This window comes from Chryseobacterium sp. (assembly GCF_022869225.1).
Classification (GTDB): domain Bacteria; phylum Bacteroidota; class Bacteroidia; order Flavobacteriales; family Weeksellaceae; genus Chryseobacterium.
In genome coordinates, this window is sequence record NZ_JALIHL010000001.1 from 1,285,091 (window position 1) to 1,308,748 (window position 23,658).

17 protein-coding genes are annotated in these 23,658 nt (G+C 38.4%); 9 read left to right on the forward strand and 8 right to left on the reverse strand.

Annotated features, from left to right (window positions below; all coding sequences use genetic code 11):
* Positions 1–2,127 (reverse strand): helix-turn-helix domain-containing protein, encoded by a 2,127-nt coding sequence (locus MUW56_RS06055; protein ID WP_292012347.1) that lies wholly within the window; start codon positions 2,125–2,127, stop codon positions 1–3.
* 82 nt (positions 2,128–2,209) lie between these two features.
* On the opposite strand from MUW56_RS06055, the gene MUW56_RS06060 reads away from it, so the two are divergent.
* Positions 2,210–2,668, forward strand: coding sequence for a hypothetical protein (locus tag MUW56_RS06060; RefSeq protein WP_292012348.1), 459 nt, complete (start codon positions 2,210–2,212; stop codon positions 2,666–2,668).
* Between the two features lie 205 nt (positions 2,669–2,873).
* Here the strand turns inward: MUW56_RS06060 and MUW56_RS06065 are convergent, their stop codons facing one another.
* Positions 2,874–3,410 (reverse strand): gamma carbonic anhydrase family protein, encoded by a 537-nt coding sequence (locus tag MUW56_RS06065; protein ID WP_292012349.1) that lies wholly within the window; start codon positions 3,408–3,410, stop codon positions 2,874–2,876.
* A gap of 166 nt (positions 3,411–3,576) precedes the next feature.
* On the opposite strand from MUW56_RS06065, the gene MUW56_RS06070 reads away from it, so the two are divergent.
* From MUW56_RS06070 to hemH, 3 genes are read left to right on the forward strand one after another with little or no spacing between them, the layout of a single operon-like run.
* A complete protein-coding gene (locus MUW56_RS06070; protein ID WP_292012350.1) occupies positions 3,577–4,455 on the forward strand; it encodes a NifU family protein in 879 nt (292 codons plus the stop codon).
* Positions 4,456–4,466: 11 nt separating this feature from the next.
* Entirely contained in the window at positions 4,467–4,994 is a 528-nt protein-coding gene (locus MUW56_RS06075) for an NADPH-dependent FMN reductase (RefSeq protein ID WP_292012351.1), read from the forward strand.
* Positions 4,995–5,011: 17 nt separating this feature from the next.
* Complete coding sequence (gene hemH / locus MUW56_RS06080; RefSeq protein WP_292012352.1) at positions 5,012–6,046, forward strand: ferrochelatase; 1,035 nt, start codon at positions 5,012–5,014, stop codon at positions 6,044–6,046.
* A 68-nt stretch (positions 6,047–6,114) separates the two neighbouring features.
* On the opposite strand, the gene MUW56_RS06085 is transcribed toward hemH, so the two are convergent.
* Together MUW56_RS06085 and MUW56_RS06090 are read right to left on the reverse strand one after the other, a co-directional pair.
* A complete protein-coding gene (locus MUW56_RS06085; RefSeq protein WP_292012353.1) occupies positions 6,115–8,070 on the reverse strand; it encodes a M4 family metallopeptidase in 1,956 nt (651 codons plus the stop codon).
* A gap of 381 nt (positions 8,071–8,451) precedes the next feature.
* On the reverse strand, positions 8,452–9,672 hold the full coding sequence (locus tag MUW56_RS06090) for a type IX secretion system plug protein domain-containing protein (protein WP_292012354.1): 1,221 nt from the start codon (positions 9,670–9,672) through the stop codon (positions 8,452–8,454).
* A 70-nt stretch (positions 9,673–9,742) separates the two neighbouring features.
* On the opposite strand from MUW56_RS06090, the gene MUW56_RS06095 reads away from it, so the two are divergent.
* Positions 9,743–10,381, forward strand: coding sequence for an MBL fold metallo-hydrolase (locus MUW56_RS06095; RefSeq protein WP_292012355.1), 639 nt, complete (start codon positions 9,743–9,745; stop codon positions 10,379–10,381).
* A gap of 226 nt (positions 10,382–10,607) precedes the next feature.
* Here MUW56_RS06095 and MUW56_RS06100 read toward each other — a convergent pair whose 3' ends face one another.
* Genes MUW56_RS06100 through MUW56_RS06110 form a run of 3 tightly spaced genes read right to left on the reverse strand, consistent with a single transcriptional unit; the run spans position 10,608 to position 15,774 of the window.
* Positions 10,608–13,037, reverse strand: coding sequence for a TonB-dependent receptor (locus tag MUW56_RS06100; RefSeq protein WP_292012356.1), 2,430 nt, complete (start codon positions 13,035–13,037; stop codon positions 10,608–10,610).
* A gap of 23 nt (positions 13,038–13,060) precedes the next feature.
* The gene (locus MUW56_RS06105) at positions 13,061–14,542 is read right to left on the reverse strand and encodes a trehalase family glycosidase (protein WP_292012357.1); all 1,482 of its coding nucleotides are present in this window, start codon (positions 14,540–14,542) and stop codon (positions 13,061–13,063) included.
* A gap of 2 nt (positions 14,543–14,544) precedes the next feature.
* Positions 14,545–15,774 (reverse strand): sugar MFS transporter, encoded by a 1,230-nt coding sequence (locus MUW56_RS06110; protein WP_292012358.1) that lies wholly within the window; start codon positions 15,772–15,774, stop codon positions 14,545–14,547.
* A 123-nt stretch (positions 15,775–15,897) separates the two neighbouring features.
* On the opposite strand from MUW56_RS06110, the gene MUW56_RS06115 reads away from it, so the two are divergent.
* On the forward strand, positions 15,898–16,761 hold the full coding sequence (locus MUW56_RS06115) for an AraC family transcriptional regulator (protein WP_292012359.1): 864 nt from the start codon (positions 15,898–15,900) through the stop codon (positions 16,759–16,761).
* 265 nt (positions 16,762–17,026) lie between these two features.
* Here the strand turns inward: MUW56_RS06115 and MUW56_RS06120 are convergent, their stop codons facing one another.
* On the reverse strand, positions 17,027–17,581 hold the full coding sequence (locus MUW56_RS06120; RefSeq protein WP_292012360.1) for a thioredoxin family protein: 555 nt from the start codon (positions 17,579–17,581) through the stop codon (positions 17,027–17,029).
* A gap of 291 nt (positions 17,582–17,872) precedes the next feature.
* On the opposite strand from MUW56_RS06120, the gene MUW56_RS06125 reads away from it, so the two are divergent.
* The 3 genes from MUW56_RS06125 to MUW56_RS06135 all read left to right on the forward strand — a co-directional run bounded on the left by MUW56_RS06125 (position 17,873) and on the right by MUW56_RS06135 (position 23,417).
* Positions 17,873–18,496 (forward strand): TetR/AcrR family transcriptional regulator, encoded by a 624-nt coding sequence (locus MUW56_RS06125; RefSeq protein ID WP_292012361.1) that lies wholly within the window; start codon positions 17,873–17,875, stop codon positions 18,494–18,496.
* 363 nt (positions 18,497–18,859) lie between these two features.
* The gene (locus tag MUW56_RS06130; RefSeq protein ID WP_292012362.1) at positions 18,860–20,020 is read left to right on the forward strand and encodes an efflux RND transporter periplasmic adaptor subunit; all 1,161 of its coding nucleotides are present in this window, start codon (positions 18,860–18,862) and stop codon (positions 20,018–20,020) included.
* 217 nt (positions 20,021–20,237) lie between these two features.
* Entirely contained in the window at positions 20,238–23,417 is a 3,180-nt protein-coding gene (locus MUW56_RS06135; RefSeq protein WP_292012363.1) for an efflux RND transporter permease subunit, read from the forward strand.
* Positions 23,418–23,658 lie beyond the last annotated feature (241 nt).

Genomic DNA, 23,658 nt, shown 5'->3' on the forward strand with positions numbered 1-23,658 from the left:
TTAATTATTTTTCTCTTTTTTATAATTATAATGATTAATTAAAATCCTGATTTCATTAAATTCAAAATGATTTGGCAGTGCATTCTTCCACTCGGTTAATGTTTCGTGTGGATTTTTATAGAATTCCGTTTCAAAAGCCTTGATCTTGTCAGAAGTGATCACTCTTGAAATATCCAAAAGTCCCTGTTCTGCAAATTTGGCAAGATGCCCGATCACGGTTTCCTTTACCAACCCCCTTTCCAGTGCTATTTCGCCGATGGTCTTTCCCTGCTCAAACAACTGGAAAGTTAGAACCTGTGAAGGCACTTTTGCAATTTTCAGATTGATTTCCTTATCGTTCTTTTCATCCAGCAGTTTGGTATCAAGAAGATGAATTTCTTTAAGGCTGTTTAAATATTCTTCAATATCTTCCAGCCAGTTTCTGAACTCTTCGTTATATTGTTTTAAGCCTTTTGCTCCTTTGATTTCTGCATAGAACTCTTTCAGAGGATTAAAAATTTTATCCCTGGTTTCAGTAAAGAAAAAATTAACCGCTCCTTTTGTCTTGTTTTCAATTTCAGACCAATCTTCTTTCTGCTCAATAAAATGATTCACCTTTTGGAAAATAATTCTCTCCAGTTTTTCAAAGATCTTTCCAAGATTAACCGCCTCATGTTTCAGTTGAAGATACAATTGGTTGGTTTTGACATGGTCGATATTTTTGCTCACAACGGAAAGCTTATTCCATTCTTCAACCTCTTTTAAAAACCACACGCAGTCTATTGTCCGAAGTACTTTTCTGATGCTGTAATCATATTTCTCCTGGTTTAGAATGGATTCAACATGATCATTAGCGACAGTATCGGTGTGGAAATGCTGAATTCTGTTATCTTTAAAAATAACTTCAGGAGTGATTTTTGATTTTAAAACAATTCCTTCCAGCGTCCGGCAGCGTGATAATGCGACATATACCTGACCTGCGGTAAAGCTTTTTCCGGCATCAATGATTACCTTATCAAATGTCAATCCCTGGCTTTTATGGATTGTCACCGCCCAGGCCAGTTTTACAGGAAACTGCTCAAAGCTTCCCAATACTTCTTCCTGAATGGTTTTATCAGTATCCAGAAAATATTTTTTCTGCTCCCATGTTTCTCTTTTCACCGTAATCTCCCGTTCACTTTCATCCAGAACAACACGGATTTCATTTTCATCCAGCCCGATGATCTCTCCAAGTTTCCCATTGAAGTATTTCTTTTCGCCGGAAACATCGTTTCGGATAAACATGATCTGCGCTCCTATTTTCAATTCCAGAAACTGATCATTAGGAAACTGGTTTTCTTTAAAATCCCCTACAAGCTTGGCTTCATACGTTTGGGCATCCACTTTTATTTCTGCCAGCTTTTGCTGATTGATCTCATCTGCCATTTTGTTATGGGAACACAGGTAAACGTAGGATTCTTTGCCCATATCAAAGTCAGGATCATACCTTTTATTCAAGTGGTCAAAATCGATATTGGCCACGTCACCATCCCTGATGGCATTCAGAATTTCCAAAAATTCCTCATCAGACTGCCTGTACACTTTCGTCAGCTCAATCGTGACAATTGGAATATCTTTAATGGCATGGCTGTCAAAAAAGAACGGAGAATTGTAGTACATTTTTAGAATATGCTCATCTCTCACCACCGGCGGAAGCTGGTAAAGGTCCCCGATAAAAAGCATCTGCACCCCGCCAAACCGCTGGTTATTTCTTCTGATAAACCGCAATGAAAAATCCATCATATCAAGCACATCAGCCCTCAACATGGAAACCTCATCTATAATAATAATTTCCACTTCTCTCAAAAGCTTGAGCTTATCTTTCCGGTATTTAAAATGAGGCATCAGATCAGCAATATTATTCGCTAAACTGGTATCTATTCTTTCTGTAGTAGGCAGAAAGGTTCTCAACGGCAATCCAAACATGGAGTGAATGGTTACACCGCCTGCATTAATTGCCGCGATCCCTGTGGGAGCCACCACAATATGTTTTTTCTTGGTCCGTCTTACAAAATCGTTAAGAAACGTGGTTTTTCCTGTTCCGGCTTTTCCGGTCAGGAAGACACTTCTGTTCGTATACTCTAATAAGTCAAAAAAATGATTGTTCATCGTTGTCAAAAATACGGAAATGAATTTGAATTTCTTACCTTGGCATAAGTTTTGAAAATTCTTAAAAAGAACAATGCCTACTATGAAAAAAATTTTCATATATATCCCAGCGGTAGTATTATACACTTCATTCACTTTGATTTCCTGTAATACCTCTAAGAATGCCAATACCAATCTTCCTGTTGATATTTCAGAAAGACCTGCGGATGAAGACAGTCAGAAATACGATCAGGCTCAGCTGGACAGGTTAAAAGCTTCTATTGAATCTGAAGTGTCCGGAGAAAAATGTACGGATGCCAGTGAATGGACATTTGCCCCCATGGGCGTAAAAGCTTGTGGCGGACCTCAGCAATATATTGCTTATCCCAAAAAAATAGAAACAAGTATCCTTCCGAGAATCAATGAGTACACGGATAAGGTAAGGATCTTTAATGAAAAATATAATATCGTGTCTGACTGTGCAATGGTTATGCCCCCTGCTTCTCTTAAATGCGTGAAAGGAAAGGTAAGACTCGTGATGCCGGATGATAATCAAAAATAAAAGCAAAGGTTCTATATCCAATCACTACAAATTCCTTTAGGGGTTTTTACACTAAGATTGATATACAAAACTCCATTAGATGATGGAGCTTTTTCGTATGGATGTATTAGTATATTAATAATGCAGAGAAATGAGAAATCTCAGATTTCAGACAAAAATCTTTTTCAGAATCAGATCTTGAATCCCGTATCTCAAGGCCCATACTTTACAATTCGTAATCTTTAACGTTTTCTTTATACCATGATGAATATTTTACATAGTTATCTGCAATTCTATTCACCTCTCCTTCCAATAGCTGCGCATTGATATCTTTAATTTTCTTTGCAGGAACCCCTCCCCACACTTCTCCGGATTTAATATGAGTTCCCTGGGTCACTACGGAGCCTGCTCCTACAATAGAATTTTCTTCCACCAAACAGGCATCCATTACAATGGCTCCCATTCCTATCAGGACATTGTCTTTGATCGTACATCCGTGAACAATCGCATTATGGCCTATGGAAACATTATTTCCAATATTCAATGGGTATTTCTGATAGGTGCAGTGCAACATTGCATTATCCTGAACATTTACTTTATCTCCCATTTTGATGTAATGAACATCGCCTCTGATCACAGCATTATACCAGACGCTGCAGTCTTTTCCCATGGTAACATCTCCAATAATGGTAGCGGTTTCAGCTAAAAAAGTATTTTCTCCGATCTGTGGTATCTTTCCTAAAAGTTCTTTTACAAGTGCCATAGTTTTAATTTGAAAATTTAAAATAAGCTTCCTTGAAAATCATCATTCACTCCCCTTTAACTTTCAGTATCTAACTTCTAAATTAAAGCGATAGCAAAAATCTAACTCTCAACTTCCAGCTTCTAACTTCTAATGTGTATTTTTGTATCTCAAATTTAACGAAAAAATGCGTACCGTACTTATAGAACCAACTGAAAATCCAAAAGTGATGAAGTTTGTAACAGATTACAATCTTATTCCGGGATCTTTAGAGCTGGACCAAAACTCAGATGTTTCAGAAATTCCTCTGGCACAGGAACTTTTTAATTATCCGTTTGTAGAAAGAATTTTCATTACGGCTAATTTTGTAGCCATAGCTAAACAGGATACTGTAGAATGGGAACATGTTGCAGAAAGTCTGAAGAATGTGATTGAGGATGAATTATTGGCTAATCCCCGAATTTATCTTCAGAAGAAAAAAGAAATGTATCAGATCTATGCGGAAATGACTCCGAATCCCAATGTAATGAAATTTGTTTCAAGCAAATTACTGATGGATGGTTTCGTAGAAGTAAAATCAAGAGATGCTGCCGATGAAGTTCCTTTAGCCCAGGCTATTTTTAAGGAGTTTGATTTCGCAACGGAAGTTTTCATTTCTGATAATTTTGTAGCTGTTACCAGAGATAATTCTGTGGAATGGCATCAGGTAATGATGGCTGTTCGCTCTCTTATCGCTGACTACCTGCAAAACGGAGGCGAAATCTCAAAGGCTGAGCCTCAGAAACATGAAAATCCTGTTGAAAAGATCATCAACAGAGAATACACGGATAATGAGCAGAAGATTTCTGACATCTTAAATGAATATGTGGCTCCTGCTGTGGAGAATGACGGTGGAAAAATTTCTTTAATGGAATATGATGAAGCGAGCAAAACGGCAAAAATGCTTTTACAGGGAGCTTGTTCAGGATGTCCGAGTTCTACTGCCACATTGAAAAACGGAATTGAGAACATTTTAAAACAATTTGTTCCTGATCTCGTAGAAAGAGTAGAAGCAGTAAACGGATAAACGAACCGAAGATGTCTCCCGGAAACAAAATACTGATCGTTATTGGAAGTGCTTCAAAAAACTCCAGCAATCAGAAGCTGATCGAACAGGTATTGGAACACCATCAAAATATGGATTTCAAAATATATGAAGATCTTTCTGTTCTTCCGCATTTTGATACGGCACTCACGGATTTTGATACTCCGGAAGAGGTTGTGAAAATCCGGGAAGAGATCAGCAATTCAGCGGGAGTCTTATTTTCCACACCGGAATATATTTTCAGTATTCCCGGCAGAGTAAAAAATCTATTGGAATGGTGTGTTTCTACTACTGTTTTTTCTGATAAGCCGGTCGCTGTGATTACCGCTTCGGCCAGTGGGGAAAAAGGCCATGAGGAACTTTTATTGATTTTAAAGACTCTCGGAGCAAAAACGGAAGCAGCTCATCAGCTGCTGATAAAAGGTATAAAGGGTAAATTTGATAATGATGGCCTGGTTGAAAACAAGACCTTTGCCAGCGTTTCAAAATTAGTAACAGATTTTAAAAATTCTGTTTCATAATATTAAAATTAAAAATATTGGAGAAAAAAGGAATTTTACTGGTCAATCTTGGCTCACCAAGGTCTACAGCAGTAAACGACGTAAAGGAATATCTTGATGAATTTTTGATGGATGAGAGGGTAATTGATTACCGCTGGATCTTCCGGGCTCTTCTTGTGCGTGGAATTATCTTAAAAACAAGACCTGCCAAATCTGCTGAAGCGTATAAAACAGTTTGGACAGATGAAGGATCTCCACTCATTGTCATCACTGAAAAGATTCAGAAAAAACTTCAGAAATGCGTAGATGTACCTGTGGAAATCGGGATGCGTTATGCTGAACCCAGCATTGAAACCGGTATCCAGAAACTGGTTGACCAGGGTATTTCAGAAATCGTTCTTTTCCCACTCTATCCTCAATATGCGATGAGTACAACGGAAACAGTGATTGAAAAGGCAGAAGAAGTAAGAAAAAAGAAGTTCCCGAAAATAAAAATCAACTATATTCAACCTTTTTACAACAGGGATATTTATATCAACTGTCTTGCAGAGAGTATTAAGGAAAAACTTCCTGAAAACTTCGATGCACTCCAGTTTTCTTATCATGGGGTTCCGGAAAGGCATATCTATAAGACAGACCCTTCAAAAACTTGTAAAATTGATGATGCAAACTGTATCAACAGCCAGGTAGATACTCACAATGCTTATTGCTACAGACATCAATGTTACAAAACGACAGAAGCTGTTATCGCCAAAATGGGACTTCCGAAAGAAAAGACCATTGTTTCTTTCCAGTCAAGATTAGGAAAAGATAAATGGATTGAGCCATATACGGATGAAACGTTGGAAACCATTCCTAAAAAAGGAGTAAAAAACCTTGCTGTTGTTTGCCCTGCTTTCGTTTCAGACTGTCTTGAAACCCTGGAAGAGATCTCTGAAGAAGGAAAAGAACAGTTCCTGCATGGCGGCGGTGAAAATTTCCATTATATCCCTTGCCTGAATGATGAAGACCGGTGGATTGAAGTCGTAAAAACACTTTGTGAAGAAAAACTGAATGACTTTTACCTGGTTTAATCAGTGTATTACATATAAAAGCAGGCTGCCTCAAAAGAGAGACAGCCTGTTTTAAAATATATTAAAGATTATTTTTTAATCAGATTTCCTGCTTTCTGACCATTCACCGTTACAATATAGACGCCCGGAAGCATATTGGACGGAAGCTGGATGTTCAGCTTATTTTCCCCATCCGTAAGAGTAACTTTTTCAGAAATTTCTCTCTTACCGGCTAAGCTTACCAATTCCACCGTTCCTTTTCCTGCTTTTCCATCAAATACAACCGTAAATCTGTCTGTTGCCGGATTTGGACTGATTGTATAAGGAGAAGCATTGGATGCTGCAGCCACAAGTCCTGCCGCAGAAGTTCCTCCTCCAACACCTACTGCATTCCAGGCATTGGTAACCTGGGTTACCTCATTGCTTCCTGAGCCGTATAAATCTGCTGCAGCCTGAAGAGAATAAGTCCTTGCATTGGCATACGTAGACGAAGAAGTAAGATAAGTAGTTAATGTTCTGTAAGCAATTGCTCCTGCCTTATCCAGCCCGATCCCGGTCACATTATAGGCAAAGCCGTTATCATTAGTTCCGGATCCGCCTGTTACCAATAAATAATACCAGAAATTCAGGACTCCGGAATTGGTATGTACCCCGCAATAATCATTAGACTGGCTGGGACTAACACAACCAGAAGTCGTTGCAGTTCTCCAGTATTTTCCCAAATAAGTATCCGGCTGGCTGTATGCATTTGGATTTGACATATCCCTGATGACATAGTTGAAATCTTCACCCAGTGTCCAGCTGGCCTGGGTAGGCCTTGCCCAACGTTCTATTGAATTTCCAAAGATATCGGAAAAGCCTTCATTCAATGCTCCGGGTTCTCTTTGATACACAAGATTGGCCGTTTTCGAGGTCATCCCATGCGTAATTTCATGGCCGCAAACATCAATAGCGGTCAATGGCTTGCCCCCGTTTGTCGTAGAACTTCCATCACCATAAGTCATTCTGGATCCATCCCAAAATGCATTGAAATAATTAGTGGAATAATGAACATAGGATTTTATAGCGAAATTATTATTATCGATGCTCTTTCTTCCAAACTTGGTATAATAATAATCCAGCGTCATTTCCGCACCCCAGTGGGCATCAGTTGCATATTGATCTTTATTGGTATTGACATTGTTCCAAACGTTGTCAGTATCTGTAAAATCTACTGCAGACGAATAACTTGTTCCTTTTTTCAAATTATAGGTCTCTACAGATGTTCCTCCGTTTCTTCCTGTTTCTCTTAGCCTATAGCTTCCATTGTAAGAGTCTGCTACAATATTTCTGTTTCCGCTATACCCTGTTGTTGCTGTTCCCGGAGCATTGACATCATGAATGATTGCATCTACTCCCAATACTTTTCCATTCTTAGCATCTACAAAAACATATTGTCTGCTTAATGGTTTTTCTGAATAAATATCGAATTTATAAGCCAGTCTTAAATCGTTCAGCTTTTCATCGGCAGGATCTGAATAGTATACCAGCTCCCCTTTTGGAGCAAAACTGGCATTCCCATCATTAGATTCTTTTTTAATAAATTCTTCCTCTTCCTTATTTTGCCATTTGTATAAATCTGCTCCTACAAATGACAGCGCGCTCTGCAAAGCAATACTTTCAGAAATGCTTGCTTTTTTTTCTATACCTTGAGGCACTTTAAGAATCCATTTCCCCGACTCTCCTACAATTTTTCCTTCTTTAGTTTGTACAGCCATCATCCCATATTCTACAGGAATATCATTGACTGTCTGCTGAAATCTGTGAGTTTCAAAACCCAGCCTGTCTTTTTCCAATCCCAATTGACGGGCCTGCCCGGGTGAAAGTCTCTGAGAGGTTTCGTCAAATAAAACCGGGTTCCCCTGAAAAGCAGGCCCATTTTTGTCGAATCGCAAAAATTCTGCATGCAATCCACTTTTTCCCGGAACTAATTTTGATGGTGTGTTTTGTCCAAAAACAAAAGAACAAGCAGCAACGCTTGCCACTAAAATAAACTTTGTCTTCATAATAATATTTGTTAAATGTGAAAACGAATTTAGAAACTTTTCACAATAAAACGATATAATTGATGAATAAAATTCAATAGATATTATAAATCACTAAATAAACCACAATAATGATTTTCAAACAAAGAAAATAATTTAAAAATAATTTTATCATTAATAATAATTTCAATTAATATATTTAATTGAAATCAACATTTTGTGAATTAAAATTTTTTAACTATGCTAAACTTACTATTTAATATATAAAAACCTTACAATCCTTTTATTCATGGAGGTTTACAAACAAATAACGGCTGTCTTTCCCGAGACAGCCATTTTCTATATATAACTTACTTTCCTGTAATTTTATAAGTTATTAATGATTTTAAATGTAAAAAATACTTAACGTTTGTTTCCGATAGGGGTTCTGAACTCACCATATCCCATCAGACCATCATAGCTCCTTCCGAAAGGAGTGTAGTATAAGAATGCCTGATATAAGTTTTCCGTCTGCCAGAAATTACCGTTTACTTCTCCGAAATTTAAGGATCCATCCCCTTCTTTTGTTGCCAGGACATAATTATAAAACCCCTGTTTCAGAAATATCTTTGCAACATACTGCTTAGCGGCAGCATCATACTGCATCTGATTTTCCTTACCCGGTTTAAAATTATTGAAACCTCCCAGCACATAAATCTCCTTATCCACAGGGTCTGAATCCAGGTAAAAATATACCCATGAATAATCAGCTTCCCTTTCCGCATCTCTTTCCCTTCCCAGATCATTTCTCCTGTAATACCAGGCTCCGTTTACATCAGGCTGGTACTGATAATTTAAAGGAAACGCCCATACAGGATGCAGATACGTCTGGTTCACCCCTTCTTTTACCTCTACAGCACGAACCATATCTGCAGGGGTATTCATATTTTTATTATCGAAGTAATAAAATTCGTTATCTCCCGGAAAAGTAAGATTCATCTGCTGAAAAAGCAGCTGGCTTCCCAAAAAAGCACTGGCCTTTTGGTTGGAAATAACCATGTTGGGATTGTTGTTCTGCATTAGGTTCAACGTCATGGAATTGACATTGGAGGAAAGGTCTCCCCCTTTTGAAACAGCCTTTACTTCTACCCTTTGATTGATATTAGGATTTTTTGCATCTGCGATCCTTGAAATATTCAAAGCGAGAGATGCAGTATCTTCCACCAGGTAAAATCTTCTTTTAAAAAGGGGTTTATCGGCAGAATCTTTATAAACGATCAATTCAAAATTACCTGAGATTTTGGGCTGTATCTTATCATTCGGAAAAGTCAGTTTATAATGGGTATAAGCCTGCAGCGTATTGAAAGAATACTGAAACTGATCCAGAAGCCCATTCATGCTTCCTGAAGCAAACTCTGTAAAAAACAGGTTATCATCATTCCAGTTCCTGTCATAATGTTTGATGGTATATCGGTAAATCTCACTTGCATTGGTAAGATCATCAAAGCTTAAAACCAATTGCTCACCGAACTTAATTACGGGAGTTTCGTCATTCGTTTGTGGGTTGAACAACTGGATACTCTGGATATTTTGTCCATACACCAATCCACCCAATGAGAGTAAAAGTATTCGCAAAGTTTTCATTATGACGAAGATAACGAAAAATAGCCATTTTCTTAATAATATCGTATTTTTGAAATAAAAAAATTCAGACATGCTTCAGATTCAGAGCTTCGTTTTCAATTTTGCAAGCGAAAATACATACATCATTTACAACGAAAATAAAAATGCCTGGTTGATAGATCCGGGAAATATGAACGGACAGGAAACCAAAGCGATTGATAGCTTTATCACTGAAAACGGTTTAAATATTGAGAAAATTCTTCTTACCCATGCCCATATTGATCACGTTTTTGGGCTGCAGTGGGCTTTTGACCAATTTAAGATACCGGTCTTTATGCATCAGGAAGATCAGGAGGTATTGGATATGCTTCAGGCGAGTGGCGTGAGATTCGGAATGCGTATAGATCCCGTAAAAGTAGATATTGAATACATCAAGGAAGGGGAAGAACTGGATCTGGATGGGGAGAAATTCAAGATCTATCACGTTCCGGGGCATTCTCCAGGAAGTGTTGTTTATCATCATGAGAAACAAAAGTTCATGATCTCAGGTGATGTCCTTTTTGAAGGCAGTATCGGAAGAACAGATCTTTATAAAGGAAACTATGAGCAGCTTATCGATGGGATCAAAACTAAACTTTTTGTGTTAAATGATGACACTCAGGTATTTTCAGGCCATGGAAATCCTACCACGATTGGCTTTGAAAAGCAGTATAATCCGTTCTTGAAGTAAACGAGTCTGAAAGTCGGAGGGTTTGAGAATATTTGAGAGTGTTCAGGGTTCAAACTTAGGCCTATCAAACAGCTCTTATTATTTTGACTTATAAAAACTCCCTCAGATTGAGCAGATGTTTGCGCTTAGCATTAAAACATGTGGAATATGCTTAATCTGCGAGAGAACATAAAAATACAAAACCGTCAGTATTTCCGACGGTTTTGTTGTTATAAAAAAATAGAGTTTAGAAATCTAAAGTAATGGATGCTCTCGCAGCCGCTCCCATAATAGGTCTTGCCATAATGATGCCGTCACCTGTAGGAGAACCGGCTCTTGGATCACCTTCTGTAATTCCGATCGTATTGAAGATATTGGTTCCATCCACGGCAAAGCGTATTTTCCCTAACTGGTATGACATTCCCGCTCCAAATTCGGTGAAAGAAGGCAATGTCTGAACATTTAATTCATCCTGAAAACGTTTTCCATAATAATTCATACTTACATAAGCCCGCCATGATTTTGTAATATTCACCGCCGGAGCAATATTAAAGTAGAACTTCGGCATTCTTCTTACCACATTTCCTTCAAGGAGGCTTCCTGCTTCCAGATCTTTATATTTAGGATTCTGGATCGTTCCGTTGAATGTCACTTCTACAATATGATTGAACAAACGGGCGTATCCTTCCAGCTCAACCCCATAGTTTTCTGTATTGGCAAAGGTATTTTCAGATTTCCCATTTGAAAAAATATCTGTAAAGGAAAGGTTTTTCAATGTAGAATAAAATGGGATCACTGTTACATCAAAAGTACGGGAATAATACTTATAACCAACTTCCAGCTGATTAGTCAGGACTGATTTTAATGGCTTATCAGGATTTGGATTGGAGAAATAATTATAATAGGCCTCTTCGTTCGGTGATCTGAAACCATTAGAAAAACGAGCATACACTGCATTTTCTCTGTTGATCTTATAATTAGCAGCCAATGTAAACGAAACCTTATCTATAGTGTAATTCCAATAGGTAAATTTATTTCCCAGCACGCTCATATGATCGTCAGCCGTAGTAGTAGCAAAACTATGGGTTCCATCTGTTGTTAACCCTGAATTATTTAAATTGGAAGTTGTCGTATTGGCAAAATTACCTTTATAGTAATCATGGCTGTAGCGCAGGCCTCCATTCACACTCAAAGCATCTGTAATATTGTAATCCAAGTTTACATAAAGATCATTCAGACTTCCCTGGGTCTGGGTATCTCTCTGCAGGAAAGTCATAGCTGTAACCCCATTATATGTTTTCGAGTATCCGGTATCTGATGGATTTAGGGATGTATCTACTAGGTTCAAAAGCTGCGGCCTGTCTGTAGCCGTAGCCAGAATATTACTCCAGTTCCAGTATTGGTGAGATTTCCAGTTGGATTTATAGAAACCTGCGGTCACATTACCTTGATCAAACTTATAATTGAACTGTAGATCATTGACAAAATTATTCATCTGCTTGTCAATTGCCCAGAATCCTAATTCCTGTACATAGGCCGGATTCACAATTGCCCCGTTACTTACCAATGAATATTGATAGGTATTTCCGGAAATCCCATTATTCTTCGCAAATTCAGATCCTGTCTTCGGGCCTCCTGCAGGGAAAATCCCTGTGTAGCTCATATTGATATCGGTATATCGGGTTTTATTTAAAACACTGAAGTTATTTCCAAGATCGTATTTAAACTCGGCTCCCAGGACATCAACTTTCGGATGAATTCCATCTTCCAGGTTTCTGCTGAAAAATCCGCCTCCGGCCTGTGGAATATTCAGCTGGCTGATCGCCCTGTAACTGTATGTTCCGTAATTAGGATCAAAACCAGAGAATCCTTTCAGATCATTTCCATTTTGTACTAAAGGAATCGGAAGGAAGAATGTATTCCTGTCATCCAGTTTCTTATAATACACCTTAGCATACCCTTTATCAAAGACATATTTAAGATTCATTCTTATTTGGCCTCCGTTATTTGCTTTGAAACCAGTTTTTCTGATTCCGTCATCCGTTCTGTAGAAACCTCCTATATTGAAAAACAATTTATCTTTCACCAAAGCTCCTCCCAGATTAAGGTCTGTACGCATTAATCCGTAGGTACCGGTTTCAAGCTTGGCTGCTCCTTTAAAATCGTTAGTTCCCTCTTTGGAAATAAAGTTGATCAATCCACCGGGAGAATTATTTGCATAAATGGAGCCGGAACCTCCTCTCAATGCTTCAAGACGGCTTACCGTATTATCTACACGGAAAAAATTATCAGCATTGGCAAACTGAAGAGCTCCATCCTCAAAAACGGGAAGGCCATCTTCCTGTACCTGTACAAATTCGTACGCTCCCGCAGAAGGAATTCCCCTCGCAAAAAGATTATTGCCGACTTCCCCTCCTGATGTTTCCACAGCAAATCCAGGAACTCTCTGTAATAAAGCAGCAGCACTGATAGGATTCTGCTTTTGAATTTCCTTGGCACTGAAAGTTGAAATGGCAGTACTCGATTCTATTTTCTTCTTTGGATTTGAATTTCCTGTAATGACAATCTGATCGATAGAGGAAACTTTCGCTGAATCCTGCGGCGTTTCCTGAGCATAAGCATTATTGAAATACAATGTAGCTGTAGCGGCGAATAAAAAGATTGATTTTTTTTTCATAGCCTTATTTTTTTTTGTTAGTTTCAGTTTTGTTGTAATTGTAAATACACTCCATTGGTCCAACCGAATCCATCCTGATTGGGGTATTCCCCGCCGCCTGCAATTGTTTCTGTATCTAATGCATTGTATTTTTCCATTAGTTTTCCAGTGTTTTGGTAGACTCTTTCTACATTCGAACACCAGTTATTTTTTATTTTTTCTGCCAATTCATTAAAGCCATAATTCTTCATGGATGTAAAGCCCAGCCATTGATAAGGTGCCCATGCATTGGGTAAATCCCACTGCTGGCCTGTTTTTTTAGTAGTGGTGACCAGTCCGCCCTGGTAAAGAAATTTTTCCGAAATATTTCTGGCGACCCCCTCTGCCTGTTTCTGGTCTGCAAGTCCCAAGAATAAAGGGTAAAGAGCTGCAATATGTTCAGACGGCGTTTTTGTATTTTTCTGGATGTGATAATCTTTATAAATTTTGGCATCTTCATCCCAGAAGTATTTGCTGATCATCTGTTTTCGCTTTGCGGCTCTTTCAGCAAAATATTTTTCTTTGTCCCGGAGATTCTGAAGCGCCGAAGATTTTGACAATGTCATTTCAAGATGCCATAAAAGACAGTTCAGATCAACCTCCGCAAGATTCAGCGTTTCTATCGTCTGTATATGTTCTCCGTCAGCAAACCATCTGCTGGAAAAATCCCAGCCCGATTCACAGGCACTTCTTATGTTTCTGTAAAATTCATCGCCAGACGCACTTTTATGATCTTTGATATCGATCAGATAGCTTTCAGGACGTGGTGCATTTTCTGCATCATAATAACGGTTCAAAAGATCACCGTCTTTAGTCTTCACCACTCTTTTCACACTGGAATCACTTCCGATCCCTTTTTCCCCATTCATCCAGAAAGCATATTCTTTTTCCAAAGTATCATGATATTTCGTATAGATTTCCCCATCATTGGTCGTTTCAAAAAGAAGATCCAGCATCAGCGAGAAATACGGCGGCTGTGAACGGCTTAGGAAATGAGTCCTGCTTGCATTGGGAACAAAGCCTATATGCTGGATCAGGTAGGAACAGTTTTCCACAATATTTTCCATCATTTCCACCCTGCCGGAAACCTGCAGCCCGAGCATGATAAAATAGCTATCCCAATAGAAAAACTCATTGAAACGTCCTCCCGGAACGATGTAAGGTTTAGGTAATTTTAAAAGCGTTCCTTTTTCCTCATAAGCTGTACGGGTCAGTTCATCCCATAGTTTTTCAATATGTTCCGCTATCGGAAGATGCTCTGCTCTCTGGACTGAAACTCTTGCTCCCAAAAAATCAAAATGGGTCATCACAAAATTTTTCAGGTCAAAGCCATCGGTCTCTTTTTCTTTTGTATATTTCGCATTGATCTCTCCAATGGGAAATAACGGAACTGCATCGGTCATCATTTTTTGATCTTCAAAGATCTTTGACTTTTGCACATCATCAAAAAGGGATTGTATATCATGTATGTAAAACTGAGTACTCATCTTTATTTTTTAGGATTTATTTTTAATTTATTCATGAAAACAGCTGATGTGATCAGTAAAGAAAGGGGGATCAGGGAAAGATAGAACGCCTGCTGCCCGCTGAATTCCTGAAACACAAAACCGGTAATAATAGAACCAATGGTTCCTCCGATGGCAGAGAAAACCACAATCAAACCTGACATCGCACTGTGCAGGTATTTCGGTATTGAAGCCAAAATCACAGAATTAATACTCGGATAAATGGGAGCCAGCAATCCTCCCATCAAAGGAAACAAATACACGACAAGAGGAGCATTCAGCCAGCTTGTCTGCGTATCAATATGAATATCATGAGTCAACGGCAATACCAATAATAAACTTATTGCAAAGCCCATTACACAAAATGAAACGACATAGATCCAGCTGAATTTCTTGGAGAAAAATCCCGATAAAAATCTTCCCAGCGCAAAAGCTCCTGCTAAAACAGCTCCCGCCTGAATGCTCATTGAGGTAGGTACTTTTAAAATTTCTTTATAAAAAGTAGGTGTCCAGGTCTGAAAACTCTGTTCTACCAGTACAAAAAGGAAGGCACACAATAAAAAGCACAACACTTTTTTATAGCTGAATAAACTTGCACTGTTTTTCAAATCTCCCCATACATCTGTTTTCTCACTTTTAGCTTCCTGTTCGTTCAGTTTTGAAAAGAATAAGAAGAGAAAAGATAAGGCTGAAAGTCCTCCCAAAATCCAATACACATTCAGCCATCCGGTAGATTTCGGATGATGATCATCAATATATAAGCTGAATAAAACATTTCCTGCCAATACCCCGATCATGAAAAACCCTTCCAGAAATCCCATAAAACTGGAATGTTCTTTATCTGTTTCCGTTACCAGTCCAATAGAAGTAAAAACCGATATTTTAATCAATGCGAAAGAAACCCCTACGGTTGCAAATAATAATTTAAATACCCAGAAATCATTGGTAAACGGCATTACAAAACACATACAGCTTACCAGCAATAAAGCAATCAGCATCGATTTTTTGATTCCGATCTTCGGAAGAAATGAGGCCAGAATGAAAGAACATATCGCAATCGGAAGGTCTTTAAATCCTTCCAAAACGCTGGCCGAAGATTTTGAGATTCCAAAATTCTGCTGTACCTGCAGGATCACTGTTCCCACAGAATTCAGAAGAATTGCGAAGACAAAATAGTTTAAAAATAAAACGGCCTTGATGTTAAGATTTTTCATTCAGGGTATTTCTTGTCGGCTAAGATAGAAGCATTTGTGTTAACGATAATTTAACACAGTAAATGAATATTTGAACTATATTAATATAATTAGTATTTTTAGTAATTAAATATGATTAATTAAATGAAAGTTACTTTTGAAAGAGTCATCCCCAATGAAAAGAGCTCATTCCGGACGATTCATAATAACTCTCCCATTTCAGAATTCAAATGGGAATATCATTATCATCCGGAAATTGAGCTTGTATGTGTGATTTCAGGGAATGGAACACGACACGTAGGGTATCATAAAAGCAACTATACCAATGGAGATCTGGTCCTGATCGGTTCCAATATTCCCCATTCTGGATTTGGGCTGAATTCTATTGATCCACACGAAGAAATCGTGCTTCAGTTCAAGGAAGAAATCCTTCAGTTTCCCCAGCAGGAAGTGGAGGCCAGGTCGATCAAAAACTTATTGGAGCTTTCAAAATACGGCATCCATTTTCATCATAAGGTAAAGAAGGCAATGCTACCCAGACTGCGGCTTATGCTTGAATCAGAAGGCTATAAAAGATATTTATTGCTGCTTGAAATTCTTTTTGAATTGTCAAAATGTGAAGATTACGAGATTTTGAATAAAGAAATCATGCCGTATACCATTATTTCCAAGAATAAGACCCGTCTTGAAAATATCTTCACCTACGTTGAGCATCATTATGATAAAGAAATTAATATTGAAGAGGTGGCGAAACGGGCTAATCTTACTTTACCGGCCTTTTGTAATTTCTTTAAAAAGGCAACCCAGATCACTTTTACAGAATTCGTGAACCGCTACCGGATCAATAAAGCCTGTCTGCTGATGGCTCAGGACAAATCGATTTCAGAATGCAGTTATAGCTGTGGTTTTAATAATGTGACTTACTTTAACCGAATGTTTAAAAAATATACCGGGAAAACCCCTTCAGAATTTATTAAGAATTATTCTGACGGTAAGGTGAATGTATAGATCAATGTTCAGATAAGAAATAATCTAACTAAAAGTAAATATCTATGTTTAAAATCCTGAGGAATAATATGTATCAATAGCCAGCGGAGTATTTATCATTCCAAAGGAATCCAGACTTATTCGAATTTAAAATGTACAGAACCTTTTACAGAAATCAACGGATCAGGGAGTGCGGATCAGCGGAAAATAAAAAAGCTGTCCTAAAAAGAACAGCCTTCGTCTTATAATGATGGGTAACCAGCAGCAAAATAAACCAGCAACTCAACTATTTCCACTTAATATTACAGCCCATGCTTGGTCTCTGAATTTCTTCCTGAGACTCGCCGGCCAAAAGATTTTCAAAAGCAATAATTAAATCTTCTCCGGTCACATCTTTGTTATTTCCCGGTCTTGAATCATCCATCTGGCCTCTGTAAATAAGATCCAATTTATCATCAAAGAAATAAAAATCCGGGGTACAGGCTGCATCGTAAGCTTTTGCCACAGCCTGGCTTTCATCGAATAAATAAGGAAAATCAAATCTTCTTTCAATTTGAAACTCGATCATCTTTTCCGGAGAATCCGCCGGATATTTTTCAATATCATTCGCATTGATCGCAATGAATTCAATTCCTTTATCATGATAATCTTCGTATAATTCATTGATCTTATCGATCACGTGAAGAACAAACGGACAATGGTTGCACATAAAGATCACCAATGTTCCTTTTTCTCCTTTCAGCTCTTCTAAAGACTGAAGTTCATTCGTTTTTGACGGGTTAGGAAGCTCAAAAAAGGGAGCTTTTGTACCTAATGCGAGCATATTTGAGGGAGTATTCATATCCTTTTTTCTTTACCGCAAAGATAGATATTTCTTTTATTAATTGAGCTGGGTTCTGAAACAGACATTTATTTTTAGCAGGGTAAGGAGGTTGGAAGCTGGAGGAGGGAAGATATTAGCCCCTCAAAAATAGTTATAGTCAAATTCTATTATTGCATTATTCAACCCTAAAAATAACTTCCAGCCCCCATTCTTCCAGCGTCCAGCCTTTGATTTATTTTTCTTTACATAGTCGCCCAATCTATAAAACTCATCATATTCTTTGGAAGTTATATTAAAAAGTTTGTAGTTTTGCTAACACTGTTAGTAAAATATATCATGGGCCTACATGAACGTCGTCAAAGAGAAAAAGAATCCATCCGTGCAAATATTTTGCAGGCGGCATTTACTTTGGCCAAAACTGAGGGCTGGGCATCACTTTCTATGCGTAAGATAGCAGATGCTATTGAGTATAGTGCACCGGTGGTGTATGATTATTTTGAAAATAAAGAAGCCATTTTATTTGAAATTTCTTTAGATGGTTTTCATAAGTTACATATAGAATTATTAAAAGCCCAGCAGAAACACGACAGTCCGGAAGAACAGCTTGTTGCGATTGTGGATGCGTATTGGAACTTTGCTTTTAAAAATAAGGAATATTACCAGCTTATGTTTGGCCTCGGAATGCAGTGTTGCGGAAAAGGGCAGATGAAAAAAGAATTCTCATCATTCCAGGAGCTGATCTATGAGTGTACTTACGAGATTATAAAGAAAAACGGATCCAATCCAGACAATGCCTGCCATATGTCCCATGCTCTGTTTTCTGCCGTTCACGGAATGATCTCTATGATGATGATGCGTACTGCTGATATCCCTTCAACAATGAATAAAACGACTTTAGACGAAACAGTTTCGGCTTTTATTAAGTCTTTGTAAAATTTTTTTGAATTAAAAATTAACACCGTTAGGAAACTTAACACCGAATTAATTTATATTATTCTGTTAATCCTGATTAAAAACCAAACCATTATGGAACAATTTCATATCATTCAGTTGTTAAAAATAATCATTTCTGGCTTATAAATTAACACTGTTAGTAAAATTAACACACCTTACACCATCATTATATACTTAAATACATTAAAAACAACTTTCAATTATGGAAACACTCGACCTGATCGGACATTAAAAATCCTGTGATTTTTTTTGAACCAACTATTAACACTGTTAGGAAAAAAAGCATTTATTTAAAAAGAACATTACTTCAATCTAACACTTCATTAAAAAAATTAAACCAAAATGAAAATACCTGGAAAAACAAGCTTTATTGTACTTATTTCAAGTATAATTCTTTTACAGAGCTGCACCAAGGCCGCGGAAGGATCTAACGCCGCACCGCCAGCTCCTGAACTTCCGGTTTATACCGTAATCTCCTCTCCTGCGACAACATATCAGGAATTCCCTACAGCTTTGGAAGGGAAAAACAATGTGGAAATCAGATCTCAGGTGGATGGATATCTTGACAGAATCTATGTAGAAGAAGGAGCTTATGTAAAAGCAGGACAGCCTTTATTTAAGATAGATTCACGAAGCTATGGCGAACAGATGAATATGGCACAGGCCAATCTTCAGGCTGCCAATGCCAACATACAGAAAGCAAAAGTAGAAGTGGACAGACTTCAGCCATTGGTTGCTGCAAAAGTAGTCTCTGATGTGCAGCTTAAAACGGCAAAAGCCAATTACGAAGCGGCTGTAGCAGCGGCCGCACAAGCCAGAGCCTCTGTAGGAAACGCAAGAATCAATGTAGGATTTACAACCATTACAGCTCCCGTAAGCGGCTATATCGGAAGAATCCCTTACAAAAAGGGAAGTCTGATCTCAAGAACAGATGTAAATCCATTGACCTTATTATCTGATATCAGTGAAATTTATGCTTATTTCTCTCTGAGTGAGCTGGACTTTATTGCTTTTCAGAATAAATACCCAGGAGCTACTTTGGAAGAAAAGCTGAAAAATATGCCAATGGTAGAATTGGTGATCGCTGATAACAGTACTTACCCTGAAAAAGGAAAATTGAGTATCGTAGACGGGCAGTTTGATAAAACTACCGGAGCCATCAGTGTACGGGCCGTTTTCCCTAATACCAACGGAACTTTAAGAACCGGGAACACAGGAAGAGTGCGTATGCCTCAGCTGATCTCGAATGCCGTAGTTATTCCGCAGGAATCTACATTCGAAATTCAGGATAAAACCTATGTATATGTAATGGGCAAAGATCAGAAGGTAACCGGAAGACCAATCAAAATATCAGGAAAAACGGATAGCTATTATTTTATTTCCGAAGGACTTTCTCCTGGAGAAAAAATCGTATTCACAGGGATTGGAACCTTAAAAGACGGAGCCTCTATCAGACCGAAAAATATTTCTTCTGACAGCCTGTTAAAAGCGAAACCATTATAATAGATTCTCATATGACTATGTAAGAGCGTTTAAACTTCATATCTCTTTTTTAACACTTAAGTTACTTGAAGTTATCAACTATCTGTTGATTCAGATCACGTAAGTATTATGAAAATCAAAGATTTTCATCTAAAGTGCACTTGATATTTTCAAGTCTTAAAACTAACCAACTTAAGTGTTTAAAAAAAGTTTAAACAACATTAAAAATAAACTTCTTATGTTAAAACAATTTATAGAAAGACCGGTCCTTTCAACGGTCATCTCCATAATACTTTTATTATTGGGAGCCCTGTCTCTCTTTAATTTACCGATAGCCCTCTTTCCGGATATTGCACCGCCAAGTGTACAGGTAACGGCTTTCTATCCCGGAGCTAATGCTGAGGTAGTGGCACGTTCTGTAGCGACCCCCATTGAGGAAGCGGTGAACGGAGTTGAGAACATGACTTATATGACCTCCAACTCCAGTAATGACGGTACCATGACCCTGAGTGTTTACTTCAAACAGGGCGCTGATGCTGATAATGCTGCAGTAAACGTACAGAACCGTGTATCGAAAGCAATGAGCCAGCTACCTCAGGAGGTGGTACAGGCCGGGATTTCGACACAGAAAGTTCAGAACAGTATGATCATGTTCATGGGACTGACCAGTGAAGATGAAAAACAATATGATGAATTATTTCTTCAAAATTATCTGAAGATCAACGTTATTCCACAGATACAGCGTATTCCGGGAGTGGCTCAGGCTCAGGTATTCGGAACAAGGGATTATTCCATGAGAATCTGGCTGAAGCCGGACCGTCTGGCTGCTAATAATCTTTCTCCCCAGGAAGTTCTGGGAGCGATTAAAGACCACAACCTTGAAGCCGCTCCGGGCCGTCTGGGACAGGGAAGCAAGGAAACGTACGAGTATATCCTTAAATACAAAGGAAAACTGAATAAGAATGAGGATTATGAAAACATCGCTATCAAAGCAAACAGTGACGGTTCTTTCCTACGATTAAAAGATGTGGCAAGAGTAGAGTTCGGATCTTATACTTATACGGCAACGAACAGAGTAGACGGAAAGCCGGTTGCCGGATTTGCGATCTTACAGACCGCAGGTTCCAATGCCAATGAAATCCTGACTGAAATTGAAAAGCAGGTAAAAGTAATGGAAACGACTCTGCCAAAAGGAGTAAAACCAATTATCATGTACAATTCCAAAGACTTTTTGGATGCTTCTATCCATCAGGTTGTGGAAACATTAGTCATTGCCTTCATCCTGGTATTTATTGTCGTATATATTTTCCTTCAGGATTTCAGATCTACATTAATTCCGGCTATTGCAGTCCCCGTTGCCATTATCGGTACATTCTTCTTCCTTCAGCTGTTTGGTTTCAGCATCAATATGCTTACCCTGTTTGCATTGGTTCTGGCCATCGGAATTGTAGTGGATGATGCCATCGTAGTGGTAGAAGCCGTCCATTCCAAAATGGAGCAGACAGGAATGCCGGTAGAGCATGCTACCATGAATTCAATGAGTGAAATCTCAGGAGCGATTATTTCCATTACACTGGTAATGTGTGCGGTGTTTATTCCGGTTGGCTTCATGCAGGGACCTGCAGGGGTTTTCTACAGACAGTTTGCTTTCACATTAGCAATTGCGATTTTAATCTCGGCAGTAAATGCATTGACATTGAGCCCGGCATTATGTGCGATGTTCTTAAATGATCCTCAGGGAGAGCACGGTGAACACGGTCATAAACAAGGTTTTGGAGCAAGATTTTTCAACGCCTTCAATGCGAGTTTCAATAGCATGACCCGTAAATATATTTACAGTCTTAAGTTTTTAATTAAGAATAAATGGGTTGCGATAGGAGGTCTTGTTGTCATTACAGCAGCAAGTGTATTTTTAATCAAAAAAGCACCGTCAGGATTTATTCCTACTGAAGATCAGGGATTTGTACTGTATGCGGTGAACACTCCTCCGGGAAGTTCACTGGAAAGAACCCACAGAGCAACAGCACAGATCGATAAGATCATCAATGGGGAAAAAGCAACCAATCATCTTTGGGTAGCAGATGGAATGAACTTTATCAGTAACGCAAATGCTTCTCCGTATTCTGCCGGCTTTATCAAGCTTAAAGATTATGACAAGCGTGGTGAGATGAAAGATCCGGACCAGATTGCAGCGACATTAACAGGAAAGGTAAGCCAGGTGAAAGATGCCAATGCATTCTTCTTCAACTTCCCTACTGTTCAGGGATTCGGTAACGTTTCCGGCTTTGAATTCATGCTTCAGGATAAAACGAATGGTTCTTTTGAACAATTGGGAACAACGACTCAACAGTTCATCGGAGAGCTGATGAAAAGACCTGAAATTGCTTTTGCCTTTACCACTTATGCAGCAGGAAACCCTCAGTATACCATTGATGTAGACACCGATAAAGCAAACCAGCTGGGCGTTTCCGTTACAGAACTGATGCAGACCATGCAGATTTATTTCGGAAGTAGCTTCGTCTCGGATTTCAACAGGTTTGGAAAATATTACAGAGTAATGGCTCAGGCCGATATTCCTTACCGTACCGATGTCAATTCACTGGAAGGAATTTATGTAAAAAATAAATCAGGAGAAATGGTTCCTGCAAAAACTCTGGTGATGTTAAAAAGATCTTTCGGACCTGAAACAGTAACCAGAAATAACCTTTTCAATGCCGTAACGATTAATGGAACACCAAAACCGGGATACAGTACCGGAGATGCCATCAAAGCTGTAGAAGAAGTAGCGCAGCAATCACTTCCAAGAGGGTACGGATATGAATGGACAGGAATTACCCGTGAAGAGATCAAAACAAGCGGTCAGACTGCATTTATCTTCTTCTTAAGTATTCTGTTTGTATATTTCCTGCTGGCAGCACAGTATGAAAGCTACATTCTTCCGTTTGCCATTATTCTTACCATTCCTACAGGAATTTTCGGAGTATTTGCCTTCACAGGATTAGCTGGAATTGATAATAACATTTACGTACAGGTCGGATTGATCATGTTAGTCGGACTACTAGCGAAAAACGCCATCTTAATTGTGGAGTTTGCCGTTCAGAGAAGAAAAGCAGGAAAAACATTGATAGAATCTGCGCTTCAGGCATCCAGATTACGTTTAAGACCTATCCTAATGACCTCTTTTGCCTTCATCGTGGGCATGCTTCCACTGGTGTGGACACAGGGAGCCTCTTCAAAAGGAAATCACTCTATCGGATACAGTACCGTAGGAGGAATGCTTACAGGAGTAGTGTTCGGGATTTTTATTATTCCGGTAATGTATGTGATCTTCCAATATCTGCATGAAAAAATGCCAAGCAGAAAAAAGAAAAGACTTCTGAAAAAACAACAGGAAGAACTTTTAGCGGCTACTCATTAATAAAAAAATGAACGACAAAACTTTGAGAAAATTTTAAGATCACAAAAGATTAATTTAAACCATTACGGTTTTATTAAGCAGTTAAGAATAGTAAGATGACCTTCATTTTTGAGTATGATGCTTATTAAAATCTATTTAATTTTCTTAAAACAAACTTATTCTCTTACCTGTTCTTAATGGTTCAAAAAAGCAAAATATTTTCTCCTACTAAAGACAATTTTGCATATACAGAAACCTCTCA

Excerpts from the sequence above, each read along its gene's own strand:
- MUW56_RS06055 (WP_292012347.1), bottom strand. The coding sequence starts at position 2,127 with ATGAACAATCATTTTTTTGACTTATTAGAGTATACGAACAGAAGTGTC.
- MUW56_RS06060 (WP_292012348.1), top strand. The coding sequence starts at position 2,210 with ATGAAAAAAATTTTCATATATATCCCAGCGGTAGTATTATACACTTCA.
- MUW56_RS06065 (WP_292012349.1), bottom strand. The coding sequence starts at position 3,410 with ATGGCACTTGTAAAAGAACTTTTAGGAAAGATACCACAGATCGGAGAA.
- MUW56_RS06070 (WP_292012350.1), top strand. The coding sequence starts at position 3,577 with ATGCGTACCGTACTTATAGAACCAACTGAAAATCCAAAAGTGATGAAG.
- MUW56_RS06075 (WP_292012351.1), top strand. The coding sequence starts at position 4,467 with ATGTCTCCCGGAAACAAAATACTGATCGTTATTGGAAGTGCTTCAAAA.
- MUW56_RS06085 (WP_292012353.1), bottom strand. The coding sequence starts at position 8,070 with ATGAAGACAAAGTTTATTTTAGTGGCAAGCGTTGCTGCTTGTTCTTTT.
- MUW56_RS06090 (WP_292012354.1), bottom strand. The coding sequence starts at position 9,672 with ATGAAAACTTTGCGAATACTTTTACTCTCATTGGGTGGATTGGTGTAT.
- MUW56_RS06095 (WP_292012355.1), top strand. The coding sequence starts at position 9,743 with ATGCTTCAGATTCAGAGCTTCGTTTTCAATTTTGCAAGCGAAAATACA.
- MUW56_RS06100 (WP_292012356.1), bottom strand. The coding sequence starts at position 13,037 with ATGAAAAAAAAATCAATCTTTTTATTCGCCGCTACAGCTACATTGTAT.
- MUW56_RS06105 (WP_292012357.1), bottom strand. The coding sequence starts at position 14,542 with ATGAGTACTCAGTTTTACATACATGATATACAATCCCTTTTTGATGAT.
- MUW56_RS06110 (WP_292012358.1), bottom strand. The coding sequence starts at position 15,774 with ATGAAAAATCTTAACATCAAGGCCGTTTTATTTTTAAACTATTTTGTC.
- MUW56_RS06115 (WP_292012359.1), top strand. The coding sequence starts at position 15,898 with ATGAAAGTTACTTTTGAAAGAGTCATCCCCAATGAAAAGAGCTCATTC.
- MUW56_RS06120 (WP_292012360.1), bottom strand. The coding sequence starts at position 17,581 with ATGAATACTCCCTCAAATATGCTCGCATTAGGTACAAAAGCTCCCTTT.
- MUW56_RS06130 (WP_292012362.1), top strand. The coding sequence starts at position 18,860 with ATGAAAATACCTGGAAAAACAAGCTTTATTGTACTTATTTCAAGTATA.
- MUW56_RS06135 (WP_292012363.1), top strand. The coding sequence starts at position 20,238 with ATGTTAAAACAATTTATAGAAAGACCGGTCCTTTCAACGGTCATCTCC.